Origin of the sequence: Streptomyces sp. ICBB 8177 (genome assembly GCF_003144095.1) — a bacterium.
Taxonomy (GTDB): Bacteria; Actinomycetota; Actinomycetes; order Streptomycetales; family Streptomycetaceae; genus Streptantibioticus_D.
In genome coordinates this window covers 584,443-610,812 of sequence record NZ_NSKH01000023.1, presented here as the reverse complement: position 1 = coordinate 610,812, position 26,370 = coordinate 584,443, and the positions used below count along the sequence as shown (strand labels likewise).

Here is a 26,370-nt window from a genome sequence, read left to right as displayed (position 1 = left end):
TACGCCAGACGCTAGTACGGGCCGCCCGGCGCGGGTGCTCCGGGGCGGGCGTGCCGCCGGCCTGCCCGGGGGCGCGGCTACGCGGCGACGGGCTCGCGTTCGTCGGCGCGCAGCGGGGCGTGCAGGGCGGTCAGGCTGCGCTCCAGGGCGTGCAGGTGGCCGAGCACCGGGTCGCCGGCCGCCTCGCGCACCGGGTCCACGGCGTACCGCGTGGCCTGACCGGGCCCGTGCGGGGTGACGAGGCGGGCGACGGCCTCCTCGACGCGGGCGCAGGCGGCGCGCAGCCGCTCGTGGTGCGCCGGGTGGGCGCCGTGCGCCAGGTCGCCGTGCTCCGCGACCACGGCCGCGAGACCGCGTACCTGATGAGCGCAGTCGTCCAGCAGCGCCAGCACCCGCCGCGCGCGTTCCTTGCGCACGCGCAGCGGGCTGAGCGGGTGGACCAGCGGGGCGACCGACAGCCGGACCCGGCCCAGCAGCAGGTCGAGCCGGGCGATGTGCGGCTCCAGCGGCGTGCGGGCGCCGACCGCGGTGGTGGCGTCGCGTACCGCGTGCAGCGCGCGCCGGATCCAGGCGTCGGTGGCCGCGTGCGTGGTGACCGGCAGCACCAGCGCCACCGCCAGCGCCGCCCCGAGCGCCCCCGCCAGCGTCTCCTCGACCCGCAGCACCAGCAGCGCCGGGGTCAGCACCCCCATCAGCCCGTACAGCAGTCCGGCCAGCAGCGTCACGAAGAACATCATCCAGCTGTACGAGACCGGCGCGGCGTAGAAGATGCCGAAGACGCAAACCGCCAGCAGCACGGCGGTCGGTACCGGCGCGCCGCCCACCGGCAGCGCGACGGCGAGACCCGCCACCATGCCGAGCACGGTGCCGAGGAACCGGCGGAAGCCGCGCACCAGCGTCTCGCCCCGGGAGGCGGTGTTGACGAAGACCCACCAGGCCGCGGCGACCGCCCAGTACCAGCGGGCGCCGGAGACCAGTTCACCGACGCCCAGCGCGAAGGCGGCGGCGGCCAGTGCCTGGAAGGCCTGCCGGGTGGTGGGCCTGCGCAGCCCGCCGGGCTCCTCGTGGGTGACGACGGGCGGCAGCGGCAGCCCGCGCTCGTAGCACCAGAGGCCGAAGCGCACCACGGCGGCGCAGGCGAGCCCCAGGCTCAGCGCGACGACCAGTTCGGGAAGCTGCCCGGCCTGCGCCTTCACGAACTGCGCCGTGAAGAACATCATGAACGCGAAGACCCCGAGTGCGTGTCCGCGCGGCCCCCACCGGCGGGCGTAGACACCGGCGAAGACCACCGCCAGGAAGGCCGCGTCCCGGGCGGGCGGGTACGGGTCGAGGACCGCGGCGAGCGCGAGCACGGGATAGCCGACGACGGGAAGCAGCGCGGTGGTGAGCGCCTGCCTGCCGACGCCCGGGTCGGCGACGGTGAAGAGGGCGAGCAGCGCGGCCAGTCCGCCCGCCACGACGGCGGTCAGCGGCAGTCCGGCGAGCAGGTCGACGGCGCAGGCCAGGCCGATGCCGACGACGGCGCGCAGGCCGGCCCGCAGCCGGGCGCGCCCCGGGTCGGGCGCGACGAACATCCTCTTCAACGGTGGGTTCCCCCGGGATCACGAGCGGTGTACGGACACGTGGAACGGGCGCGTCCCGAAGGCGGCCGGTGGGGGGCGGTCGCGCGGGTACGCCTGTAGCGCCGCGGGGCGCGGGCGGCTCCGTCGCCGTCCCGACCGTGGGCCCTGCGCAACGCCATCGACGCCCCCAGGAAAGCACCCACTGGGTCAGCGGCTCAAGTGACCGCCGACCGACTGAGCCATTGGTACAGTCGATCCTGGTTCCCATCGACCGCGAGGAGGCCGCTGGCCCATGGCTGTGGACGTGCTGGACGCCAGGATCCTGCGGCTGCTGCTGGAGCAGCCCCGCACCAGCGTTCGGGAGTACGCGCGCATCCTCGGCGTGGCGCGCGGGACGCTACAGGCACGGCTGGACCGGCTGGAGCGTGACGGGGTGATCACCGGCTACGGGCCCCGGCTGTCGCCCGCCGCGCTGGGCCACCCGGTGCTGGCGTTCGTGCACATCGAGGTGACCCAGGGCCACCTGGACGACGTCGGTGAACGGCTCGCCGCGGTGCCGGAGATCATCGAGGCGTTCTCCGTCACCGGCGGCGGCGACCTGCTGACCCGGGTGGCCGCCCGCGACAACACGCACCTGGAGGACGTGATCCAGTTGGTCATCCGGATGCCCGGCGTGGTCCGCACGCGCACGGAGGTCGTCCTGCGCGAACGTGTGCGCTCGCGCATGCTGCCGCTGGTCGGCGCGGTCGCCGCGAACGCGGCGGCGTCCCGCACGGCTGCCCCGGGCACGACGGCCGCGGACCCGGCGGCGGAACCGGGAGCGGTGTCCGGGGAGGATCCGGGCCCGCGCTCACGGCCGCGGCACTGACCACCCCGGCGACGGTCCGGGACAGTCCGCAGGGCCATCCCTGGCCCAAGACGCGCCGTCCGCCTGACGAGACACCCATTGACCCGGCTCAGCGCGCGTCGCTACGTTCTGGCGCATGTCGCGTTCAGCCCTTCTCACCACGCGCGGGCACATCGACCTGCTGCGGGTGGCCTCTTCCGCGTGTCGTCGCGGCCGCTGACGCCCTTTTCCCTCTTCTTCCTCCTCACGGCCCGTCGCCGCTGAGTTCCGCGCCCGCGTACGCGCCGGTGCGCGCACCCCCTTGCCCTCCGTCAGGAGCCCTTTCATGAGCGCCGGCACCGCGCTGCCCACGCCACACTCCGAACGTTCCGACATATCCCCCATATCCACCGACCGCCAGGGCGTCGATCTCGAGCCCGTGGTCTCCGTCGCCACCAGGCGGCGCTCCGTCCCCCGCTGGCTGCGGCGCACCAGCGGCCCGGTGCTGCTGCTCGCGCTGTGGGAGGTCTTCAGCGCCACCGGAGTCCTGGGGTCCGGCATCCTCGCGTCGCCCGCCACCATCGCCCGTACCGCCTGGGACCTGACCTCGGACGGCACGCTGCCGTCCGCCATGGCGGTCTCGCTGCGCCGCGTCGCCATCGGTCTGGTCTTCGGGGCGGTGATCGGGACCGCGCTCGGGCTGCTGTCGGGGCTGTCCCGGCTGGGCGAGGACCTGATCGACGCCACGGTGCAGATGCTGCGGGCGGTGCCGTTCGTCGGGATGATCCCGCTGTTCATCATCTGGCTGGGCATCGGCGAGACACCCAAGATCACCCTGATCGCGCTCGGTGTCGCCTTCCACCTCTACCTCAACGTCTACGCCGGGATACGGGGTGTGGACGAGCAGTTGATCGAAGCGGGCACCTCGCTGGGGCTGTCCCGCTGGGGCCTGATCCGCCACGTCCTGCTGCCCGGTGCGCTGCCGGGGGCGATGACCGGCCTGCGGTACGCGCTGGCCACCGCCTGGCTGGCGCTGGTCTTCGGCGAGACCGTCAACGCGGACAACGGCATCGGCTTCCTGATGGACCAGGCGCGGGAGTTCTTCCGCACCGACGTCATCGTGGTCTGCCTGGTCGTCTACGCCTTCCTCGGCCTGATCGCCGACCTGATCGTCCGTCTCCTCGAAAGGCTGCTGCTGCAATGGCGACCGACATTCACGGGAAAGTGACGCCCCGTCACCAGCACGTCGAGCCGGCCGAACCGGTGGAGTCGGCGGTTGCGGACGCGGTGGTCCGGGTCGAGGGGCTCACGCGGCGCTTCGGCGACCGGCCGGTCCTGGACGACCTGCGGCTCGACGTCGCGCCGGGCGAGTTCGTCGCGCTGCTCGGTCGCAGCGGTTGCGGCAAGAGCACCCTGCTGCGGGTGCTGGCCGGACTCGACCGGGAGATCGACGGCACCGTCGCGGTGCCGCGCCGCCGTGCGGTGGCGTTCCAGGCGCCGAGGCTGATGCCGTGGAAACGGGTGTGGCGCAACGTGCTGCTCGGCCTGCCCGGACGCCCGGACCGGAACGCGGCAGTGGCCGCGCTGGCCGAGGTCTCCTTGGAGCACCGCGCCGACGCCTGGCCCAAGACGCTCTCCGGGGGCGAGGCCCAACGTGCCTCGCTGGCACGGGCGTTGGTCCGCGAACCGGATCTGCTCCTGCTCGACGAACCGTTCGGCGCGCTCGACGCGCTCACCCGGCTCAACGCCCAGCGACAGGTCGCCGAGGTCTGGCGGCGGCGGGGCTGCGCCGTGCTGCTGGTCACCCACGACGTGGAGGAGGCGCTGCTGCTCGCCGACCGGGTGCTGGTCATGCGCGACGGCGTCATCGCCCACCAGACGCGGGTGCAGCTGCCCCGCCCGCGTGACGTGGCGGATCCGGAGTTCACCCGGCTGCGGGCCTCACTGCTCGACCGGCTCGACGTCAAGGCCGCGACTCCGGCAACGGACGACCGCGCCGCCTGACCGACACACCCCGCGTACCGCTCACGCCCCCACACCTTCCCGAACACCCTCACGCTCAGCGATCGCCCATACCCCCAGAGAGACGGAACCCCCATGAAAACCCGTGCCGTTGGCGCTCTGCTCCTTCCGCTCGCCCTTCTGGCCGCCGCGTGCGGCGGGAACTCGTCGGCCGACAGTTCCCTCACCGGCTCCGGTGGCCGCACCGACGGGTCCGGCAGCGTCACGCTCGACATCGGCGACCAGAAGGGCGGTTCGCAGGCCGTGCTGGACGCGGCCGGTGAACTCAAGGGCCTGCACTACAAGATCAAGTGGTCCACCTTCACCTCGGGACCTCCGCTGCTGGAGGCGGTCAACGCCAAGGCGGTGGACCTCGGCGGCGTCGGCAACACTCCGCCGGTGTTCGCGGCGGCGTCGAACTCGAAGATCACCGTGGTCGCCGCCTCCCACACCTCGTCCGCGGGCGACGCCATCGTGGTGCCGCAGGGCTCACCGCTGAAGTCGCTGAAAGACCTCAAGGGCAGGTCCGTCGCCGTCGCGCAGGGCAGCTCGTCCAACTACACGCTGGTGGCCGCTCTGCGCTCCGCGGGCCTGTCGCCGTCCGACGTGAAGTTCGACTACCTGCAACCCGCCGACGCGCTGGCGGCGTTCACCCAGCACAAGGTGGACGCCTGGGCGATCTGGGACCCGTACACCTCCCAGGTCGTCGCGAACGACCACGCGCGCATCCTGGCGACCGGCCAGGGCATCGCCAGCGGGCTCAACTTCGAGGTGGCCTCGCCCTCCGCGCTGGCCGACAAGGCGAAGGCCACCGCGATCGGCGACTACCTCCAGCGGCTGCGCAAGGCCCAGTTGTGGGCGGACGAGCACCCCGAGCAGTGGGCGAAGGCGTGGGCCAAGGACACCGGCCTGTCCTACCCGGTCGCCCTGGACGCCGTGCGCCGCTCCCAGGGCACCACGGTGACGGTCGCCGTGGACCAGGCCGCCGTCGCCTCCGAGCAGCGCATCGCGAACACCTTCAGCCAGTTGAAGCTGATCCCCGGGACCGTGGACTTCTCGAAGTTCGTGGACACCCGCTACAACACCGGGCTCCCGCCGTCCACCACGCCGCCGCGCGCCGCCTCCGGCTCCGGCTCCTGAAGCCTCCCGGGCCCCGCCCCCCGACGACCGAATCGAGACCTCCCACATGTCCGTACACCTGCACTGGTTCCTGCCCACCGGCGGCGACGGCCGCACCCTGGTGGACCGGCACGCCTACACCGACAACGGCACCGGCCGCCCCCGGCCCGCCCTGCGCGCCGGGGTGCGCGCCCCGGAGGTCGAGTACCTCGCCCAGATCGCCAAAGCCGCCGAACGACTCGGTTTCGAGGCGGTGCTCACCCCCACCGGCACCTGGTGCGAGGACGCCTGGCTGACGACGGTGGCCCTCTCCCAGCACACCGAGCGCCTGAAGTTCCTGGTCGCGTTCCGGCCGGGCGTGATCTCACCGGTGCTCGCGGCCCAGATGGCGTCCACCTATCAACGCCTCACCCGCGGGCGGCTGTTGCTCAACGTGGTGACCGGCGGCGACTCCGTCGAGCAGCGGCGCTTCGGCGACCACCTCGACCACGACCAGCGCTACGCCCGCACCGACGAGTTCCTGCGGATCGTCCGGGGAGTGTGGAACGGCGGGCCGTTCGACTTCCACGGCGACCACTACCAGGTGGACGGCGGGCTGACCGCGCTGCCGCCCGACCCGCTCCCGGAGATCTTCTTCGGCGGATCCTCGGCGGCGGCCGGACCGGTCGCCGCCCGCAACGCGGACGTCTACCTGACCTGGGGCGAGCCGCCGGAGCAGGTCCGGGAGAAGATCGCCTGGATCCGGGAGCTCGCCGAACGCGAGGGGCGCGAGGTGCGCTTCGGCATCCGGCTGCACGTCATCTCCCGGGACTCCGCCCGCGACGCCTGGGCCGCGGCCGACCGGCTGCTCGACGATCTCGACGACGCCACGGTGGCCGCCGCGCAGCAGGCGCTCGGCCGCAGCGAGTCGGTGGGCCAGCAGCGCATGCTGGCGTTGCACGGCGGCTCCCGCGACCAGTTGGAGATCGCGCCGAACCTGTGGGCCGGGCTGGGTCTGGTGCGCGGCGGCGCGGGGACCGCCCTGGTGGGCAGCCATACGCAGGTCGCCGACCGGATCGAGGAATACCACGCACTCGGCATCGACCACTTCGTGCTCTCCGGCTACCCGCACCTGGAGGAGGCGTACTGGTTCGGCGAGGGCGTCACCCCGGAACTGGCCTCCCGCGGGCTGACCGGCCCCGCCGCCGAGGCGCCGCCGCACGTCCCGGCGCCGCTGCTGGTGGCGAGCGGTCGCTGAGGGCGCCGGCCCAGCGATCAGGCGGGCCGGAGCGGAGCGGGGCGCCCTCGGGAAGGGTTGGGGGGCGCCCCGCGTTCGTAGAATCGTGAACTACTTCGGCGTGACGAATGAGCCTGGCGGGAGCGGCGACGTGAGGGACGGGACGCCGCCCGGCGAGGTCGGCGTGGTCGTCGTGGGCGCGGGGCAGGCCGGGCTGTCGGCCGCCTACTTCCTGCGGCGCGCCGGACTGCGCCCCGGGTCGGACTTCGTCGTCCTCGACCACTCCCCCGGCCCTGGGGGCGCCTGGCAGTACCGCTGGCCGACGCTGACCTACGGCAAGGCGCACCGCGTCCACGACCTGCCCGGGATGCGGCTGGAGGACGGGGACGCCGACCGCCCCGCCGCCGAGGTGGTCTCCCGGTACTTCGCGGCCTACGAGGACGCCTTCGACCTGCGGGTGCGGCGACCGGTGAACGTCTCCGCGGTGCGCGAGGCGGAACCGGGCGCACCCGGCGGACGGCTGCTGGTCGAGACGGACGCGGGCACCTGGTCGACGCGGGCGCTGGTCAACGCGACCGGCACCTGGGAGCGGCCCTTCTGGCCGCACTACCCGGGTCAGGAGACCTTCCGCGGGCGGCAGTTGCACACCGCGCAGTACCGCGGGCCGGAGGAGTTCGCGGGACTGCGGGTCATCGTGGTGGGCGGCGGCGCGTCCGGCACCCAGCACCTGATGGAACTGGCCGGCGTCGCGGCCTCGACCACCTGGGCCACCCGCAGACCGCCGGTCTTCGTGCCCGGCCCCTTCGACGCCGACCGCGGACGGTCCGCCGTCGCCCGGGTGGAGGAGCGGGTGTCGCGAGGGCTGCCGCCGGCCAGCGTGGTCAGCGCGACCGGCCTGCCGCTCACGCCGCGGATCGAGGCGGCACGCGCGTCCGGGGTCCTGGAGCGGCTGCCGATGTTCGACCGCGTCACGCCGGACGGCGTGGAATGGCACGACGGACGGCGGGTCGGGGCCGACGTGATCCTGTGGGCCACCGGCTTCCGCGCCGCTCTCGACCACCTCGCACCGCTGCGGCTGCGCGAGCCGGGCGGGGGCGTACGGATGGAGGGCACGCGGGTGTCCAAGGACCCGCGCGTCCATCTGATCGGCTACGGGGGCTCGGCAAGCACGATCGGAGCGAACCGCGCGGGCCGCGAGGCGGTCCGCGAGATCATGGCGCTGTTGACGGAGCCCGGGGGGCGGGGGTGGCGCGCGGCTTGAGGGGGCGCGCTTGTTCGGTGCACCCCGCACTCCGCACACCAACGCCCCAGCCCGCCCCGGCCGGCAGGCCGGTCGCCCCAATCCGCAGGCCGGTTCTCGTCTTGACGGCGGACGCGCCCCCTGGTGCGGTGCAAACATGGACAGTGCGTGGACCGACCGCCCGGCCCCCTGCCCCGTTGCGCCCGGTGGCGTTCCCGCGCCTCCGGCCGCGTACCGGCTCGACCCGCGGGGCCGCGACCGGCACGGTGAGAACCAGCGGCTGCGCGCGATCGGGCCGCTGGTCGCGGTGGAGCTGCCGGGCGGCGTGCGGGCCTGGGCGGTCACCCGGTACCGCACGCTCCAGACCGTGCTGACCGATCCGCGGATCTCCAAGGACATCCGGCACTGGGGCGCCTGGAATCGCGGTGAGGTTCCGGGCGAGTGGCCGCTGACCGCCATCGTCGCGGTGCGTGCGATGACCACTGCGGACGGCGCCGACCACCGCAGGCTGCGCGGTCTGGTGTCGCAGGCGTTCACCCCGCGCAGGATCGAGGCCCTGCGACCGCGGATCGTCTCTCTCGCGCACGACCTGCTGGACCGGATGTCCCAACTCCCGCCTGATCCCGTCGATTTGAGGGAGGCGTTCGCGTATCCGCTGCCACTGGACGTGATCTGCGAGCTGATCGGGCTGCCCGCCTCCCTGCGCCATCGGCTGCACGCCCTCACCCATGCCCTCGTCCGCGTCTCGGACAACCCTCGGAGAGCGGCGGCCCGCCGGGAGGGGCTCGACCGGATGCTGGGCGAGCTGATCGCGTTGCGGCGGCGCGAGCCGGGCGACGACCTCACCAGCGCGCTCATCGCGGCGCGCGGCGCGGACCCCGGCGGGCACGGCGACGGCGAGCGCCTCAGCGAGCAGGAGCTGTTCGGCACCGTGCTGCTGATGTTCATCGCGGGCCACGAGACCATGCTCAACCTGATCACCAACGCCGTTCGCGCGCTCTTCGCCCATCCCGCGGCGCGCTCGTCCGCCGTGCGCGGCGAGCTGCCGTGGAGCACGGTGGTCGAGGAGACGCTGCGCTGGGACTCGCCGGTGGCGCACTTCCCGTTGCGCTACGCCACCGAGGACCTGGAGGTCGACGGGGTGACGCTCCGTCAGGGCGACGCGATCCTCGCCTCGTACATGGCGGCGGGCCGTGACCCGGCGGAGTACGGCGATCGCGCGGATCGCTTCGACCCGGCCGGCGGGGCACCGCGGCACCTCTCGCTCGGGCACGGTCCGCACTTCTGCCTGGGCGCGCCGCTGGCCAGGATGCAGGCCGAGATCGCGCTCGCCGCGCTCTTCGAGCGGTTTCCCGCGCTGGCCCCCGCCGTGCCGCTCGCGGACCTGACGCCGATGCCCACGGTGGTCACCAACAGCACGGAAGCGCTCCCGGTGCTGCTGGGCGAGCCCGCTGTGTGACGGGCGGCGCGTGGGGCAGGATGAGGCGGAAGGACGGGTCCGACCGGCGGAGGCGGCGTGCGCGCAGCGCTCTTCATCACCTGCGTCAACGACGCGCTCTTCCCCGGCACCGGCCGGGCCACGGTGGCCCTGCTGGAGCGGCTCGGCGTCCAGGTGGACTTCCCCATGGGCCAGTCCTGCTGCGGCCAGATCCAGTACAACACCGGATACCGGCGCGAGACCGAGCCGCTGCTGCGCCGCTTCGCGCGGGTCTTCGCGCCCTACGAGTACGTGGTCACGCCATCGGGGTCGTGCGCGGCGATGGTGCGGGAGCACTACCCGCGCATCGGTGAGCGCGCCGCCGCCGAGGGGCGCGGCGGCGAACTGGCGGACCTGGCGGCCGGTGCGGTGCCCAAGGTCCGCGAGCTGTCGGAGTTCCTGGTCGACGTGCTCGGGGTGACGGACGTCGGCGCGTACTTCCCGCACTCGGTGGCCTACCACCCCACCTGCCACTCCCTGCGCGTGCTGCGCGTGGGCGACCGGCCGCTGCGGCTGCTGCGGGCGGTCGAGGGCCTGGAACTACGGGAGTTGACGGGCGCTCAGGAGTGCTGCGGGTTCGGTGGCACGTTCGCGGTCAAGAACGCCGCCGTCTCCAGCGCGATGGGCGCCGACAAGGTCGCGGACGCGGTGGCCACCGGCGCCGAGGTGCTGTGCGCCGCGGACAACTCCTGCCTGACCCACATCGGCGGCACCATCGCCCGAGCAGGAAGCGGCCCGCGGGTGATGCACCTGGCGGAGATCCTGGCGCGCACCGAGGCCGACGCCCGGTCCCGCACGGCGGAAGGTGTCCGGCGATGAGCCGCACCGACCTGGGCATGCCCGCGTTCCCCCAGGCCGCCGAGCGCGCGACCGGCGACCAGCGGCTGCGCGGCAACCTGCGGCACGCCACCCACACGATCCGCGCCAAGCGGGCCGCCGCCGTCGCCGAACTCGACGACTGGCAGCGCCTGCGCGCGGCGGGCGCGGCCGTCAAGAACCGCACGCTGCGCCACCTCGACCACTACCTCCTCCAGGCGGAGGCCGCCGTCACCGAGGCCGGCGGGACCGTCCACTGGGCGGCCGACGCCGCCGAGGCCAACCGGATCGTCGCCGGTCTGGTCAAGCGCACCGGTGAACGCGAGGTGGTCAAGGTCAAGTCGATGGCCACCCAGGAGACGGGGCTCAACGCCGCGCTGGAGGCCGAGGGCATCCGGGCCTACGAGACCGATCTGGCCGAACTGATCGTGCAGTTGGGCCACGACCGCCCCTCGCACATCCTGGTCCCGGCGATCCACCGCAACCGCGGCGAGATCCGCGACATCTTCCGCCGCGAGATGGCCTCCTGGGGCCGCCCCGCGCCGGAGGCGCTGAGCGACGACCCCGCGGAACTGGCCGAGGCGGCGCGGCTGCACCTGCGGGAGAAGTTCCTGCGCGCCAAGGTGGGCATCAGCGGCGCCAACTTCCTCGTCGCGGAGACCGGGACCCTGGTCGTGCTGGAGTCCGAGGGCAACGGCCGGATGTGCCTGACCCTGCCGGACACCCTGATCTCGGTGGTCGGCATCGAGAAGATCGTGCCCACCTGGCGCGACCTGGAGGTCTTCCTCCAGTTGCTGCCGCGTTCCTCGACCGCCGAGCGGATGAACCCGTACACCACGACCTGGACCGGCACCACCGACGGCGACGGGCCGCGCGACTTCCACCTCGTGCTGCTCGACAACGGCCGCAGCGACGCGCTCGCCGACACCGTGGGACGGCAGGCGCTGCGCTGCATCCGCTGCTCCGCCTGCCTCAACGTCTGCCCGGTGTACGAGCGGGCCGGCGGTCACGCGTACGGCTCGGCGTACCCGGGGCCGATCGGCGCCATCCTCACACCCCAACTGCGTGGCGTGACCGATCCGTTGGACGCCTCGTTGCCGTACGCGTCCTCACTGTGCGGGGCGTGCTACGAGGTGTGCCCGGTCGCCATCGACATCCCCGAGGTCCTGGTGCACCTGCGCGAACGCGTCGTGGAGGGCGGCCAGGTGACCAGGCACGGCGCCCGCGTCACCATCAAGCCCGCCAAGGGGCACGCCGCCGAACGGGCCGCGATGCGCGCCGCCCGCTGGACGCTCGACCATCCGCGGGCGCTGCGCGCCGGGGAACGGCTGGCGTCGCGCACCCGGCGCCTGCATCCGGCACGGCTGCGGGTGCTGCCGGGGCCGGCGAGGGCGTGGAGCGGCAGCCGTGACCTGCCCGCCGTGCCGCCGGAGCCGTTCCGCGACTGGTGGGCCCGTCATCGCGCGACGACGGGAGGGCAGGGATGAGCGGCAGCCGTGACGTCGTCCTGGGCCGCGTCCGCCGGGCGCTCGCCGACGTGCCCGCGTCGGAGCGCCCCGAGGACGTGCCGGTCCCGCGCGACTACCGCGCCACGCACACCGACGACGACCCGGCGCGCACGCTGGACCTGCTCGCCGCCAACCTGGCCGACTACCGGGCCCGGGTGCACCACTGCGGGCAGGACGAACTCCCGTCTCTGGTAGCCGAGTTGCTGGCCGCACAGGGGTCGCGTTCGGTGGTCGTCCCGACGGGTCTGCCGCCCGCGTGGCTGTCGCGGGCCGAGGGCGTCGAGGTGGTCACCGACGACCCCGGGCTGACGCACGCCCGGCTGGACGCCGTGGGAAGTGTGATCACCGGGTGCGCGGTCGCCGTCGCGGAGACCGGCACCCTCGTGCTGGACGCCTCTCCCGATCAGGGCGGCCGCCGTATCAGTCTCATCCCCGACCACCACATCTGCGTGGTGCGGGCGCCCGGGCAGGTGGTCGCCTCGGTGCCCCTGGCCCTGCCACGGCTCGACCCGGCGCGCCCGCTGACCTGGATCTCGGGGCCCTCCGCCACCAGTGACATCGAGCTGGACCGCGTTGAGGGCGTCCACGGGCCGCGGGTCCTCGACGTGATCATCGCCACGACGGACGACTGACCGGCCCGCCCGCGCCGGGGGGATCCGCTCACCGCCCGTATACCCGCAGGGCCGTACCGCTCCCGGCGCACGCACACCGCGCGTACGGCCGCGCGGACGACTCCGAACGCGCCTCGGGTAGGGGCGGGTGCCGACTGAGTCCAGTCCATCGCACGCCGCGTCCCGGCGTCCGGCGTTTCGCAGAACCTCCACATGTCCCGTGTCCATCCGCGCACTTAACGTCAACTTGGCGGCAGGGCGGACATCGCGCTCACGGCTGCTTATCGACGCGCTTTGCGACCCCGCTCCCGACATGCCACGGACAACCGGGCGCCGGGTTTGTTCCGCCGGTATTCACGGAGTCGTCAGGAACGCCCGGTTGACGACGACCCTCCCAGCGGGACCCCCCGTAGCCCAAGCGCCCGACCTGCGGAAAGGGGACACGGACGGAGCCCCGCCACCCTCGCTCGAAATACACCGGAAACAATCCCTGGCGCTTTCCAGGGAATTACACGGGCCTGCCCGCCGAACCATGCGCGCAAAGGAAAAGGACGCACCCCTCCCCCGAAACACCCGCCGACCGACGCAGGCATTACCGGCGGCAACAGCCACGTTGGAATGAATGGTCACACCTTTGCGAATGGTGGCGTTCCGACGGTGGTACACCGGCAGCGGGGAGGAGCGGACGGGCGGCCGGCCCGGCACACAGACCCCACCAGGGCAGACCAGCCTGGCCACGGGCCCGTCGGCGGCGACGGGAGGGGGACGGGGCGCGCTTATACGGGGGCGTCGGAAACACATGTCACCACTGTCCGTGGTGGCACAAATCGGACAATCGATCGACGGTGCCCTCGACAAAGGGAACGAGCGTTACCAATCTTTAATCAATCACGTGTCGACACAACACGCTCAGCTCAGCAGGATGAAGCGCCAAGCCGTTCGAACCAAATCATTTTCGCGGGGCCGCCCCTCATCGGGCGGAACGACGACGGGTCCCCCCTCCGGTGACCCACGCGTACCAGCGGCTGTCACCAGACGAGTGTCATGTTCGGAAGTGGGGAGCACATGAGCAGGAATCAGCGGGCCATCGGGGGGATGGCGCTACTCGCCGCCTGTGCGCTGGCGCTCACGGCGTGCAGCGGCTCGGCGAGCCACAAGAAGATCGGTGTCGGCAGCGACTACGCCTACGGCACCATCCCGGCCGCCTCCTCCAGTGTGAAGCCCGGCGGGACCCTCAACATCGCCGAGGACGTCGGCGCCGACCCCAACTGGATCTTCCCGGTCGTCCCGGGCGCCAACTACTCGGTCTACACGGCGCTGCAGTTCGAGAACCTCAGCTGGCCCCAGCTGTACGCGCAGACCAAGGGCGCGGACCCGGAGATCGACTACTCGCACTCGCTGACGGCCGCGGCGCCGACCGTCTCCAACGGCGGCAAGACCTTCACCATCAAGCTCAACGGCCAGTACACCTGGCCCGACGGCAGCAAGGTCTCCGCCAATGACGTGCTGTTCTTCTACTACCTGCTCAAGGCGGCGGTGAAGGAGAGCCCGGCCAACGGCTTCAACTACGTGCCGGGCCAGTTCCCCGACAACGTCACCTCCGCCACGGCGGTGGACGACCAGACGGTCCAGTTCACCTTCGACAAGGCGTACAACCCGCAGTGGGTGCTCAACTCCGAGCTGGTGCAGCTGACCCCGATCCCGTCGAAGGCCTGGGCGAAGTCCTCGGACAACGGCTCGACGCTGGACTTCACCAAGCCGGACAACGCCAAGGCGATCTACGACTACCTGGCCAAGGAGTCGAAGAACCTCAGCACCTACGCCAGCAACCCGCTGTGGCAGGTCGTGGACGGCGCCTACAAGCTCAAGTCGTACAACACCTCGACGGGCGCCGCGTCCTTCACCGCCAACCCGAAGTACACCGGCGAGGGCAAGACCAACATCCAGACCGTCAACATGCTGTCGTACACCTCGCCCACGGCGGAGTTCAACGACCTGCTGAGCGGCAAGCTGGACTTCGGCTACGTCAAGTCGGACAACTGGCCGCAGCTGGGCCGGCTCCAGTCCAAGAACTACGTGACGTTCGGTGAGCCGAGCTTCGGCTTCCACTACATCTACTTCAACTTCAAGGACGGGGCCAACGGCTTCGACAAGGCGATAAGCCAGCTCTACGTCCGCCAGGCGTTCGCCCACCTCCAGGACGAGCAGGGCGAGATCAAGGGCGCCTTCGACGGTCTGGGCGTCCCGCAGTACGGCCCGGTGGGCGTCGCGCCCAAGAGCCCGTTCGCCCCGGCCAACGCGCTGACCAACCCGTACCCGTACTCGATCGACACCGCCAAGAAGCTGCTGAGCGACCACGGCTGGAAGGTCGTGCCGAACGGCACCACCACCTGCCAGAACCCGGGCACCGGCGCCACCCAGTGCGGCGCGGGCATCACCAAGGGCCAGTCGCTGAACTTCGTGCTGTACTACGCCAGCGGCGTGAAGTCCGAGGAGCAGATGATCACGGCCTTCGCCTCGCAGCTGAAGCAGGTCGGCATCAACGCCACGCTCAAGACGGACACGTTCAACAACGTCATCCAGAACGAGAACGTGCAGTCGAGCCCGAAGAACGACAACAACTGGGGCATGGCCGCGTTCGGCGGTGAGACCGAGGGCGACTACCCGACCAACGGGATCCTCTTCGGCACCGGCGCCTCGCAGAACCAGGGCGGCTTCGCCGACCCGCAGATCGACAAGCTCTCCAACGACTCGATCATGTCGAGCGACCCGCAGGCGCTCCAGAAGGAGCTGGCGGCGGAGACCAACGACCTGCCGGCCATCTTCCAGCCGTCCGAGGAGTACATCTACGCCTGGAACCCGAAGCTGTCGGGCTCCAAGGACTCCTTCGCCGCGGCGACGCAGTTCTACCTGTACCCGCAGGACTGGTACTTCACCAAGTAACCCGTCAGGGCGCCGGAGCGGTGCACAGCACACACCGCTCCGGCGCCCGTCCCCATCCCCCCGCCCCCGCTCCCACAGCACGAGGAGATCCCGGACATGACGGGCTATCTCATCCGACGCCTGGGCACGGCCATCATCGTGGTCCTCGGCATCATCCTGGTGACGTTCCTGATGCTGCACATCGTCGCCCCGTCGCCCGCACAGACCGTCCTGGGTCCGAAGGCCACCCCGGCCGCCATCCAGGCGTGGAACCACACCAACGGTTTCGACCGCCCGTGGTACTCCCAGTTCGGCACCTACCTGAACAACCTGCTGCACGGCAACCTCGGTTGGTCGTACAAGCTCAACCAGACCGTCGACTCGCTCTTCAAGGAGAAGGCCCCGCTCAGCGGCTTCCTCTCCTTGACGTCACTGGTCGTCGCCATCGCCGTGGCACTGCCGCTGGGCATCTTCCAGGCGGTCAAGCGCAACAGCTTCGGGGACGTCTCCGCCACCACGCTGGCGTTCGTCTTCTACTCGATGCCGGTCTTCCTGGTCGCGCTGCTGCTGATCCAGGTCTTCGCGCTCTCCCTCGGCTGGGTGGACGCCAACGTCCCACAGGACCAGTCGCTTTCGGGGGCGCTCGCGCACTTCAAGGACCTGATCCTGCCGATCGTGGCACTGGCCACGACCGCGGTCGCCTCCTACTCGCGCTACCAGCGGTCCTCCTCCCTGGACGTGCTGGCGCAGGACTACATCAAGGTCGCCCGGGCCAAGGGCCTCTCCGAGCGCCTGGTGTTCTCCCGTCACCTGGTGCGCAACGCGTCGCTGCCGATGATCACCCTCATCGGCCTGTCCCTGCCGGTGCTGATCGGCGGCAACGTGCTGATCGAGTACGCGTTCAACATCAACGGCCTCGGCCTGATGTTCGTCAACGCGCTCAGCAACGACGACTACAACGTCCTGATGGCCTACACCCTGCTGACCGCGATCCTCACGGTGGTCGGCAACCTGGTCGCCGACGTGTGTCTGACGCTGTCCGACCCGCGCATCAAGCTGGTGTGACCATGGACGACCCGCTGTTCGACAGCCCTGCCCCGCAGCCCGCTCCGGGATCGACGGAGGAGACCGAGTGACCACGATCGTTCCGCCCCCGCCGCCGGCCGACCCCGCGACCGCCTCCACCGACGCGGGCGACATCGCCGTCGAGGTCCAGACCGGCTGGAAGCTGACGCTGCGTGAGTTCGCCCGCAACAAGCTGGCGTTGCTCGGCGTGGGCATCCTGGTGTTCTTCGTGCTGTTCTGCTTCGTCGGCCCGTTCGTCTACCACACCGACCAGGTGGCGACGAACCTGCTCAACACCGACCAGCCTCCGGGCAACGGTCCGCTGGGCACCGACTCCAACGGTTTCGACGTGCTCGGCCGCCTGATGCTGGGCGGCCAGACCTCGCTGGAGATCGGCCTGCTCGCCGCCGTCATCGCCACCGTCATCGGCACCCTGTGGGGCGCGGTGGCGGGTCTGCTGGGCGGCGTGGTGGACGCGGCCATGATGCGTGTGGTCGACATCCTGCTGTCGCTGCCGTTCCTGCTGGTGGTGCTGATCATCGCGCACCGCTACGGCTCCAACGTGTGGAACCTGTCGCTGATCCTCGGGGTGTTCTCCTGGCTGGTGCCGGCCCGCCTGGTGCGCGGCGAGGTGCTCACCCTGCGGGTGCGCGACTTCGTCTCCGCGGCCCGGGTGATGGGCGGCAGCCGCACCCGGCTGATCTTCCGTCACCTGATCCCCAACGCCATGGGAACGGTGATCGTCAACATCACCTTCCAGATCGCCGACGCCATCCTCGCCCTCGCGGCCCTCGGCTTCCTCAACTTCGGTGTGCACTACCCGCACACCGACTGGGGTTCGCAGATCGCCGACGCGGCCGACAACCTGTCCAACGGCTACTGGTGGCTGGTCTTCCCGGTCGGTATCGCCCTCGTGCTGGTCGTGATGGCGTTCAACCTGATCGGCGACGGACTGCGCGACGCCGTCGACGTACGACTGCGCAAGCGCTGACGGGAGCGGACAGTGACGGAAACGAGGAACACAATGGCTCCGCTGCTCGAGGTCGAGAACCTCACCACGCACATCCAGCTGTCCCGCTCGGTGGTGCGCCCGGTCGAGAACGTCTCCTTCCACCTCAAGGCGGGCGAGACGCTGGGCCTGGTCGGCGAGTCCGGCTGCGGCAAGTCGATGACCGGCCTGTCCCTGATGGGCCTGCTGCCGCCGGGCGGCCGGGTGCTGGAGGAGTCCTCCATCCGCCTCGCCGGGCGCGAACTGGTCGGGCTGCCCGACAGCGAACTGCGCGGCATCCGCGGCAACGAGATCGCGATGGTCTTCCAGGACCCGATGTCCTCGCTCGACCCCACCAAGACCATCGGCTACCAGGTGGCCGAGCCGGTGCGGCTGCACCGCGGGGCGAGCAAGGCCGAGGCGATGGAGCGGGCCGCCGAGGTGCTGGCGCTGGTGGGTCTGCCGCGGCCCAAGGAGCGGCTGAGCGACTACCCGCACCAGCTCTCCGGCGGTCTGCGGCAGCGCGTGATGATCGCGATGGCGCTGGCCTGCGAGCCCAAGGTGCTGATCGCCGACGAGCCGACGACCGCGCTGGACGTGACCATCCAGGCGCAGATCCTCACGCTGCTCGCGGACCTCAAGGACCGCCTGGGCATGTCGATGATCCTGATCACCCACGACATGGGTGTGGTCGCCGGGCACGCCGACCGCATCAATGTGATGTACGCGGGCCGTATCGCCGAGACGACCACCACCGACCGGCTGTTCGCGCGTATGCGGCACCCCTACACCCAGGGTCTGCTGGCCTCCATCCCGCGGCTGGCGCAGGACAACACCCAGCGGCTGTACACCATTCCGGGTCTGCCGCCGGACCTGTCCAACCCCCCGGCCGGCTGCCGGTTCGCGGCGCGCTGCACGCACGCCACCGACCGCTGCCGCACCGAGGAGCCGGAGCTGACCGGTTCCGAGGACTCGCACCGGTTCGCCTGCTGGCACCCGGTCGACGGGGCGCTGCCGCCCGCCACGGTGTCGGTGCAGGAGTCCGCTCCCGCGGAGGGGGCGGGAGCGGACGAGGCACCGGCCGCGCGTGCGCTGCTCGAAGTGGTCGACCTGGTCAAGGAGTTCCCCGTCGCGGGCGGGCTGCTGCGGCGCGGCAAGGTGAGCGTCAAGGCGGTCTCGGGGGTGTCGCTCTCGCTCGGCGCCGGGCAGACCTTCGGCCTGGTCGGCGAGTCCGGCTGCGGCAAGACCACGCTGGGCCGGATGATCGTCGGCCTGGACAAGCCGGACAGCGGGCGGGTGACGCTGGAGGGCACCCAGATCGACTCGCTGCGCGGCCGCGAGTTGCGCCGGCACCGCCGCGACCTGCAGATGATGTTCCAGGACCCGTACTCCTCGCTGGACCCGCGCATGCGTGTCGGGGCCATCCTGCGCGAGCCGTTGCAGATCCAGGGCATCGGCACCGCCAAGGAGCAGAACGACCGGGTCAAGGAGCTGCTCGGCGAGGTCGGCCTGCCCACCAGCGCGCTGGAGCGGTTCCCGCACGAGTTCTCCGGCGGGCAGCGGCAGCGCATCGGGCTGGCCCGGGCGCTCACCCTCAACCCGAAGGTGATCGTCGCCGACGAGCCGGTCTCCGCGCTGGACGTCTCCATCCGGGCCCAGGTCCTCAACCTGATGAAGCGCCTTCAGGCCTCGCACGGGTTGTCGTACGTGGTCATCTCGCACGACCTCGCGGTGGTGAAGTACCTGGCCGACCGCATCGGTGTGATGTACCTGGGCAAGATGGTCGAGGTCGGCTCCGGCCAGGACATCTACGAGCGGGCCGCACACCCGTACACCGCCGGTCTGCTGGAGGCCATCCCGATCCCGGAGCCCGAGGTGGAGCGCGGCAAGCGCGGTGGCGGCATCAAGGGCGAGCTGCCCTCGCCGCTGGCCCCGCCGTCCGGTTGCCGGTTCCGTACCCGGTGCCCGTTCGCGCAGGACAGGTGCGCCGAGGAGGAGCCGCTGCCGCGGCTGTTCGGTGACGGGCACGTCGCGGCCTGCCACTTCCCGTTGCAGACCCCGGTGGAGCGCTCCGCGCCCGCCGACGGCGCCGCCGGTGGTGCCCCGGGCACCTCGACCGGCAAGGCGGAGGGGGAGGCCACCGCCGCGGTCTGACGGGACCCCGCACGCGGTGGGGTGGCGGTACGCCGGGTACCGCCACCCCACCGCCCCATGTGCGACGAACATCATCAAGGGTTGACGGCCCACCGGGCGTCAACCCTGCAGGTTTTGTAGGGATATTGACGCGGCCTCAGGCCGTGACGCCTCGATTGGGACGGTACGTCCCGGTGCCGTCCGTGGCTGCGCACAGGCGGGCGTGTCCCATGCCTTGACACCTTCGAAGCGGCGTCGCGACACTCCGAGAGAGCGCTCTCTGACGGAAACACCCCCACCCCTCCTCCGGCAGGAGAAGTGCATGCCCCTGAGAACCGGTCGCGCCCTGACGCGACGTCAACTCCCCTGGCGGCGCGGCGGTCCGCTCGCGCTGTGGGCCGTGCTGCTGGTGGTCGCCGCCGCGCTGGTCGCCCCCGCCGTGCCCGCCCGGGCCGCGGACTCGCTGCTGTCGCAGGGCAGGGCCGCCACCGCCTCGTCCACCGAGAGTTCGGCGTTCCCCGCCTCCGACGCGGTGGACGGCGACACCGGCACCCGCTGGTCCAGCGCCTTCAGCGACCCGCAGTGGCTCCAGGTCGACCTGGGCTCGACCGTCACCGTGGACCGCGTGGTCCTCAACTGGGAGACCGCGTACGCCAAGGCCTTCCAGATCCAGACCTCCGCCGACGGCACCAACTGGACCACGCTCTACTCGACCACCTCCGGCACCGGCGGCACCCAGACGCTCGACGTCAGCGGGAGCGGGCGCTACGTGCGGATGTACGGCACCCAGCGGGCCACCCAGTGGGGGTACTCGCTCTGGGAGTTCCAGGTCTACGGCACCCCGGGCGGCAACGGCGGCGGCACTCCCCCGCCGACCTCCGACACCCCCGACTTCGGGCCCAACGTCAAGATATTCGACCCGTCGATGTCCGCCTCCAGCATCCAGTCCACGCTGGACTCGGTCTTCGCCACCCAGCAGTCCAACCAGTTCGGCACCGAGCGCGACGCGCTGCTGTTCAAGCCCGGCACCTACTCCGTGCAGGCCAACATCGGCTTCAACACCCAGATCGCCGGCCTCGGCCTGTCCCCCGACGACACGCAGATCAACGGCTACGTCACCTCCGACGCGGGCTGGAACAACGGCAACGCCACCCAGAACTTCTGGCGCGAGGCGGAGAACCTGTCGATCACCCCGCCGAGCGGCACCGACACCTGGGCGGTCTCACAGGGCGCCTCGCTGCGCCGGGTGGACGTGCACGGCGAGCTGAAGCTGGACCCGAGCGGTGACGGATGGTCCTCCGGCGGCTTCCTGTCCGACTCCCGGGTCAGCGGCCAAATCTTCTCCGGCTCCCAGCAGCAGTGGATGACCCGCAACACCGACTTCGGCAGCTGGAGCAACGGGGTGTGGAACCAGGTCTTCGTCGGCGACCCGAACGCGCCCGCGACCAGCTTCCCCAACCCCACGTACACCACCGTCGCGCAGACCCCGTACTCGCGCGAGAAACCGTTCCTGTACGTCGACGGCTCGGGCGACTACCACGTGTACGTGCCATCCCTCCAGCAGAACACCACCGGTCCCACCTGGACGGGCGGCACCACGCCCGGCACCTCGCTGCCGATGCACGACTTCTACGTGACCCGGCCGGGCGACAGCGCCGAGACCATGAACGCCGCGCTCGCCGCCGGTGACGACCTGCTGATCACGCCCGGCGTCTACCACCTCGACCAGACCCTCCAGGTCACCCACCCCGACCAGATCGTGCTGGGCCTGGGCCTCGCCACCCTGGTCCCGGACGGCGGCGTCACCGCCATCAGCACCGCCGACGTGAACGGCGCCCAGATCGACGACCTGCTCATCGACGCGGGCACCACCGACTCGGCGCAGCTGGTGCAGATGGGAACACCCGGCTCGACGGCGAGCCACGCCTCCGACCCGCAGTCGATCGAGGACGTGTACGTACGCATCGGCGGCGACGGCGTCGGCAAGGCCACCGACAGCCTGGTGGTGAACGCCGACAACACCATCGGCGACAACCTGTGGCTGTGGCGGGCCGACCACGGCTCGGGCGTCGGCTGGAGCAGCAACACCGCCGACACCGGCCTGATCGTCAACGGCGCCGACGTGACGATGTACGGGCTGGCCGTGGAGCACTACCAGAAGACCGAGGTGCTCTGGAACGGCAACGGCGGGCGCACCTACTTCTTCCAGAACGAGAACCCCTACGACCCGCCGGACCAGGCCTCCTGGATGGACGGCTCGACGGACGGCTACCCCGCCTACGAGGTGGCCCCCGGCGTGACCAGCCACGAGGCGTGGGGCGTCGGCAGCTACTGCTACTTCGACGTCGATCCGGCGGTGGTCAACGACCACGCGTTCCAGGCGCCGGACGCGGCCGGGGTGAGCTTCCACGACCTGCTGACCGTCTCGCTCGGCGGCGTCGGGACCATCGACCACGTCATCAACTCGGCCGGAGCGGCGGCCGATTCCACCACCAACAACGTCTACCTCACCAACTACCCGTAGATCCGGCACGCTTCACCCGTGTCAAGAACGGCCGCGCCCCCTCCCGCCAGGGGCGCGGCCACGGATATAAAGGGCCGATGAGCAGCGACGCCACACCCCCGGCCCGGCCCGCCACGCTGGAGGACGTCGCCCGCGTGGCCGGGGTGTCGCGGGCGACCGTCTCCCGGGTGATCAACGGTGCCGCTTCGGTGGACCCCGCACTGCGCCGCGCCGTCGAGCGGGCCGTCGACGCCACGCGTTACGTGCCCAACCGGGCCGCCCGCTCCCTGGTGACCCGGCGCACCGACTCCGTGGCGCTGGTGGTATCCGAGAGCCGCGACCTGACCGTCTCCAGCCCGTTCGTGGGCCGGATGTTCAGCGATCCGCACTTCGGCCGGGTGGTCAGCGGGCTTCTGGAGGTGCTGCGGCCGGCCGGTGTGCAGCTGATGCTGATGCTCGCCGACGACGACGCCTCCTGCGACCGGCTCGTCGGCTACCTGCGGCAGGGGCACGTGGACGGCGTGGTGCTGATCTCGCAGCACGCCGCGGACCCGCTGCCCGAACTGCTCGCCGCGTCCTGTCTGCCCGCGGTGCTGGCCGGGCGCCCGTCGCGGCCGGACCTGCCCATCGGCTCGGTGGACGTCGACCAGGCCGCCGGTGCCGCGCTCGCCGCCGACCACCTGATGGCCCGGGGCCGCCGCCGGGTCGGCACGATCACCGGACCGCTGGACATGCCCTCGGGACGCAACCGGCTCGACGGGTTCACCGCGGCGGCGGCCCGAAACGGGCTGGGTGACGTGGTGAGCGTCGAGGGCGACTTCACGCAGGGCGGCGGCGCGGTGGCGATGACCGCGCTGCTCCAGCGGCGGCCGGACCTGGACGGGGTGTTCATCGCCTCGGACCTGATGGCGCTCGGGGCGCTGCCGGTGCTGCACCGCAGCGGGCGGTCGGTGCCGGACGACGTCGCGGTGGTCGGCTTCGACGACAGCAGCGCGGCGCTCGCCTGCGAACCGCAGCTGACGACGGTCCGTCAACCGGTGGAGGCGATGGCCGCCGAGATGGCCCGCTCCCTGCTGGCGCGGATCAACGATCCCCAACAGCCCGCACACTCACGGGTGTTCGATCCGGAACTCGTGGTCAGGCGTTCGTCCTGAGGTGTGTGGACCGGGTGAACGACGGATCCGGACAGCGGCGGTCGGGCTAGGCTGGCTGACGGGTTGACAACAGGGTCGGCCACGCGCGGGAGGGAGCACGGGTGATGGCGGAGGCCGCCGACTGGATGAAGGCGAACCCGAGGCCGCCGGTGGACCTGCATACCGACAGACCGCACGCGGCGCGGGTGTACGACGTACTGCTGGGCGGCAAGACCAACTACCCGGCCGACCGCGCGGCAGCCGAGGAGACCGTGGCGGCGCTGCCCAGCGCGGTGCCCACGGCCCGCCAGAACAGGGCGTTCATGCACCGCGCGGTGCGCTGGCTGGCCGACGAGGCGGGCGTGCGGCAGTTCCTCGACATCGGCACCGGCATCCCCACCTCGCCCAACCTGCACGAGGTGGTCCAGCGGGTGGCGCCGTCCTCGCGCGTCGTCTACGCCGACAACGACCCCATCGTGCTGACGCACTCGCGCGCCCTGCACACCTCCCACCCCGACGGCGCGACCGCGTACATCCACGGTGATCTGGGTGATCCGGCCGGCATCCTGGACGATCCGGAGCTCAACGCGACCCTCGACCTGAAGCAGCCGACGGCGCTGACGCTCTTCGCCGTGCTGCACTGGCTGCCGAAGGAACGCGATCCGCACGCGATCGTCCGCCGGATCATGGACGCGCTGCCCTCGGGGAGCTACCTGGCGCTCAGCCATGTGACCGCCGACTTCGAGCCGGAGGCGCTGCGGCAGGTGTCGGACAACTTCGAGTCCAAGGGATCGCACGTCAACAGTCGTACGAGGGCCGAGATACTGAGGTTCTTCGACGGCCTCGACCTGGTCGACCCGGGCGTCGAGGTGGTGCACCGGTGGCGTCCGGATCCGGTGAACGTCGGGACGGACAGCCTGTCCCCCACCGACATCCCGCTGTACGCGGGCGTGGCGCGCAAGCCCTGACCGCCTGACCTCGCGTCCATGCGCCCGCCGCCTGGTGCCGGAGGGGGGCAACTCCCCCAGAATTCAGGCGCGTTGACTGGCTGAGCGTCCCTCAGGCGCGGCCCGAGACGACCGCCCAGACGGCCTTGCCCACGGCGTCCGGCTCGGTCCAGCCCCACGAGTCGCTGAGGCGGTCGACGACGCGCAGGCCGCGCCCGCTCGTCGCCAGGTCGTCCGGCGCCCGCAGGCAGGGGGTCTCGGAGCTGGGGTCGGAGACCGCGCACAGCACGGTGTCCCCCCTGCGCAGCAGCCCGAGCCAGATCGGGTGCGGTGACAGCGGCCGCTCGCCGCGGCCGGTGAGCCCGTGGCGCAGGGCGTTGCCCAGCAGTTCGGATCCGATCACCGCCGCGTCGTCGCAGAGCGCGGCCATCCCCCAGCCGTCCAGCGTCGAGCGGATGAACTTCCGTGCCCCCGGGACGGCTTGGGGCTCGCCTTCGAGGGCGCAGGCGGCGAATCCCGAGGCGCCGCGGCCTTCGTCGCCGGAGGGGAACGCCCCCTCGGCGGCCAGCGCGAGCCAGTGCTTGCGGGATCCGTCCCCGGCGGAGTGTGCTGGTGAGCCGACCGGATGTGTAGTCATCACGCTCTCCGCGGAGCCTCTCGACAGTCGTCACGAAGGTCTTCCTGCCCGCCCTACTATTCCCGCGCGACGCTGGCGCTGCAAGCACATCTGCAATTACAGTCACGGGCAAGCACACCAGTAAGTGCATCGGTAAGTGCAGCGGCAAACACACCCGTAAGCACAGATGCACGTGCAAACGAAGTTGACTGCGCGTCAGGTCACTTGCGCGAGTGGTCGTGTGTCAGCGAGGACGAAGGAGCGGGCTGGAATGCGGCAGATCGACAACGGCGTGCGGTCCACGCTCATCGAGGGCGTGGTGTGGAAGAAGAGCGCCCGCAGCAACCCCGGTGGCAACTGCGTCGAGGTGGCCGCGCTCCCCCAGGGCGGCTTCGCGGTGCGCAACTCCCGCCACCCGGAGGGCCCGGCGCTCATCTACACCCGTGCCGAGATCGAGGCGTTCATCGGCGGTGCCAAGGACGGCGACTTCGACACGCTGATCGGCGACGGCGGGCGGTAGCCACCGCGCGGACGGCGGCCGGGGCGGCTCGTTCCCCACGCACGGCTGTACCAACCGGCCACGTGGATGCGAGACTGAGTGCTCGCCCCGTCACTCAGGAGAGTCGTCATGACCGCCATGATGCGGCCGAGCAGCAGCGAACCGCCGATAAGGCGTTACTTGGAGCACCCTCGCGGTGGCCCGACCGTCCTGCGCATCGTGCTGGGAACCCAACTGCGCAAGCTGCGCATGCGCAACGGCATCACGCGCGAGCAGGCCGGCGAGGCGATCCGCGGCTCGCACGCGAAGATCAGCCGCCTCGAACTCGGCCGCGTCGGCTGCAAGGAACGCGACGTCTCCGACCTGCTCACCCTCTACGAGGTCCACGACGCGGACGAGCGCGCGCAGTACCTCGAACTCGCCCGGCAGGCCGGGATGCCCGGCTGGTGGCAGCAGTACGGCGACGTGCTGGAGCAGTGGTTCGAGACGCTGATCGGTCTCGAAGAGGCCGCCTCCCTGATCCGCACCTACGAAGTCCAGTTCGTGCCCGGCCTGTTGCAGACCGAGGACTACGCCCGAGCGGTCACCAGGCTGGGGTACCGCCACGCGTCGCAGCGCGAGATCGAGCGCCGCGTGGAGCTGCGCATGAAGCGCCAGCAGCTGCTCCAGGCGCCCGACGCGCCGCGGCTGTGGGCGGTCGTGGACGAGGCGGCGCTGCGCAGGCCGCTGGGCGGGCGCGAGGTGATGCGCGGTCAGCTGGAGCACCTGCTGCGGATCACCGAGCTGCCGAACGTCACCGTGCAGGTGGCCCCGTTCGACATCGGCGGGCTGGCGGCGGCGGGCGGCCCGATCACCATCCTGCGCTTCCAGGAGCCGGACCTGCCGGACGTCGTCTACCTCGAACAGCTGACCAGCGCCCTGTACCTGGACAAGCTGGACGACGTCGACAACTACATGTCGGTGATGGACCGGCTGTCCGCGGAGGCCGAACAGCCCAAGGACACCGCCGAATTCCTCAAGCGGCTGCTCGCCGAGGCCTAGTCCGAACGGGATTGCCCTGGAGCGCCCGGGCGGGCGCCGCACGGCAACCCGTGCGCGACGGCGCGACACGCCCGTTCGCAGGCCGCCGGAAGGGCCGTGCCGTGTAGGCCACTTCAGCGGCGTGGCCGAGATCGCCCGTGGGGCGCC

Annotated in this window: 21 protein-coding genes; 19 read left to right on the top strand and 2 right to left on the bottom strand. The window is 71.5% G+C overall.

From position 1 onward, the window contains the following. Positions 1–77: 77 nt before the first annotated feature. Complete coding sequence (locus tag CK485_RS23105; RefSeq protein WP_109453780.1) at positions 78–1,574, bottom strand: FUSC family protein; 1,497 nt, start codon at positions 1,572–1,574, stop codon at positions 78–80. 280 nt (positions 1,575–1,854) lie between these two features. On the opposite strand from CK485_RS23105, the gene CK485_RS23100 reads away from it, so the two are divergent. From CK485_RS23100 to CK485_RS23020, 17 genes are all read left to right on the top strand, one after another. Further along, positions 1,855–2,430, top strand: a complete 576-nt coding sequence (locus tag CK485_RS23100; protein ID WP_109453779.1) for an Lrp/AsnC family transcriptional regulator — start codon at positions 1,855–1,857, stop codon at positions 2,428–2,430. 304 nt (positions 2,431–2,734) lie between these two features. Then, positions 2,735–3,616 (top strand): ABC transporter permease, encoded by an 882-nt coding sequence (locus CK485_RS23095; RefSeq protein ID WP_109453778.1) that lies wholly within the window; start codon positions 2,735–2,737, stop codon positions 3,614–3,616. Further along, positions 3,589–4,392, top strand: a complete 804-nt coding sequence (locus CK485_RS23090; RefSeq protein ID WP_109453777.1) for an ABC transporter ATP-binding protein — start codon at positions 3,589–3,591, stop codon at positions 4,390–4,392. The genes CK485_RS23095 and CK485_RS23090 overlap by 28 nt, the downstream gene beginning before the upstream one ends. Positions 4,393–4,485: 93 nt before the next feature. Next, positions 4,486–5,529, top strand: coding sequence for an ABC transporter substrate-binding protein (locus CK485_RS23085; protein ID WP_109453776.1), 1,044 nt, complete (start codon positions 4,486–4,488; stop codon positions 5,527–5,529). 46 nt (positions 5,530–5,575) lie between these two features. Beyond that, positions 5,576–6,745: an LLM class flavin-dependent oxidoreductase gene (locus CK485_RS23080; protein WP_109453775.1), complete on the top strand. Its 1,170-nt coding sequence runs from the start codon at positions 5,576–5,578 to the stop codon at positions 6,743–6,745. A 130-nt stretch (positions 6,746–6,875) separates the two neighbouring features. Beyond that, complete coding sequence (locus CK485_RS23075; protein ID WP_109453774.1) at positions 6,876–7,985, top strand: NAD(P)-binding domain-containing protein; 1,110 nt, start codon at positions 6,876–6,878, stop codon at positions 7,983–7,985. A gap of 136 nt (positions 7,986–8,121) precedes the next feature. Continuing rightward, entirely contained in the window at positions 8,122–9,423 is a 1,302-nt protein-coding gene (locus tag CK485_RS23070) for a cytochrome P450 (RefSeq protein ID WP_109453773.1), read from the top strand. Positions 9,424–9,480: 57 nt separating this feature from the next. Beyond that, complete coding sequence (locus CK485_RS23065) at positions 9,481–10,260, top strand: (Fe-S)-binding protein (protein WP_109453772.1); 780 nt, start codon at positions 9,481–9,483, stop codon at positions 10,258–10,260. Then, the gene (locus CK485_RS23060; protein ID WP_109453771.1) at positions 10,257–11,744 is read left to right on the top strand and encodes a lactate utilization protein B; all 1,488 of its coding nucleotides are present in this window, start codon (positions 10,257–10,259) and stop codon (positions 11,742–11,744) included. The genes CK485_RS23065 and CK485_RS23060 overlap by 4 nt, the downstream gene beginning before the upstream one ends. Then, a complete protein-coding gene (locus tag CK485_RS23055) occupies positions 11,741–12,397 on the top strand; it encodes an LUD domain-containing protein (RefSeq protein ID WP_109453770.1) in 657 nt (218 codons plus the stop codon). The genes CK485_RS23060 and CK485_RS23055 overlap by 4 nt, the downstream gene beginning before the upstream one ends. 1,044 nt (positions 12,398–13,441) lie before the next feature. Further along, positions 13,442–15,319: an ABC transporter substrate-binding protein gene (locus CK485_RS23050; protein ID WP_158288237.1), complete on the top strand. Its 1,878-nt coding sequence runs from the start codon at positions 13,442–13,444 to the stop codon at positions 15,317–15,319. Between the two features lie 96 nt (positions 15,320–15,415). Further along, positions 15,416–16,363: an ABC transporter permease gene (locus CK485_RS23045; protein ID WP_109453768.1), complete on the top strand. Its 948-nt coding sequence runs from the start codon at positions 15,416–15,418 to the stop codon at positions 16,361–16,363. A 67-nt stretch (positions 16,364–16,430) separates the two neighbouring features. Next, complete coding sequence (locus tag CK485_RS23040) at positions 16,431–17,354, top strand: ABC transporter permease (protein WP_241968545.1); 924 nt, start codon at positions 16,431–16,433, stop codon at positions 17,352–17,354. A gap of 33 nt (positions 17,355–17,387) precedes the next feature. After that, entirely contained in the window at positions 17,388–19,505 is a 2,118-nt protein-coding gene (locus CK485_RS23035; protein WP_109453767.1) for an ABC transporter ATP-binding protein, read from the top strand. A 301-nt stretch (positions 19,506–19,806) separates the two neighbouring features. Further along, positions 19,807–22,008 carry a discoidin domain-containing protein gene (locus CK485_RS23030; protein WP_109453766.1) on the top strand — a complete coding sequence of 734 codons (2,202 nt, stop codon included), beginning with the start codon at positions 19,807–19,809 and terminating at the stop codon, positions 22,006–22,008. A 77-nt stretch (positions 22,009–22,085) separates the two neighbouring features. Continuing rightward, positions 22,086–23,141: a LacI family DNA-binding transcriptional regulator gene (locus CK485_RS23025; RefSeq protein ID WP_109453765.1), complete on the top strand. Its 1,056-nt coding sequence runs from the start codon at positions 22,086–22,088 to the stop codon at positions 23,139–23,141. 104 nt (positions 23,142–23,245) lie between these two features. After that, positions 23,246–24,088, top strand: coding sequence for an SAM-dependent methyltransferase (locus CK485_RS23020; protein ID WP_109453764.1), 843 nt, complete (start codon positions 23,246–23,248; stop codon positions 24,086–24,088). Between the two features lie 91 nt (positions 24,089–24,179). On the opposite strand, the gene CK485_RS23015 is transcribed toward CK485_RS23020, so the two are convergent. After that, positions 24,180–24,704, bottom strand: coding sequence for an ATP-binding protein (locus CK485_RS23015; RefSeq protein WP_109453763.1), 525 nt, complete (start codon positions 24,702–24,704; stop codon positions 24,180–24,182). 250 nt (positions 24,705–24,954) lie between these two features. On the opposite strand from CK485_RS23015, the gene CK485_RS23010 reads away from it, so the two are divergent. Together CK485_RS23010 and CK485_RS23005 are read left to right on the top strand one after the other, a co-directional pair. Beyond that, complete coding sequence (locus CK485_RS23010; RefSeq protein ID WP_109453762.1) at positions 24,955–25,203, top strand: DUF397 domain-containing protein; 249 nt, start codon at positions 24,955–24,957, stop codon at positions 25,201–25,203. A 108-nt stretch (positions 25,204–25,311) separates the two neighbouring features. Next, positions 25,312–26,223, top strand: coding sequence for a helix-turn-helix transcriptional regulator (locus tag CK485_RS23005; RefSeq protein ID WP_109453761.1), 912 nt, complete (start codon positions 25,312–25,314; stop codon positions 26,221–26,223). Positions 26,224–26,370 lie beyond the last annotated feature (147 nt).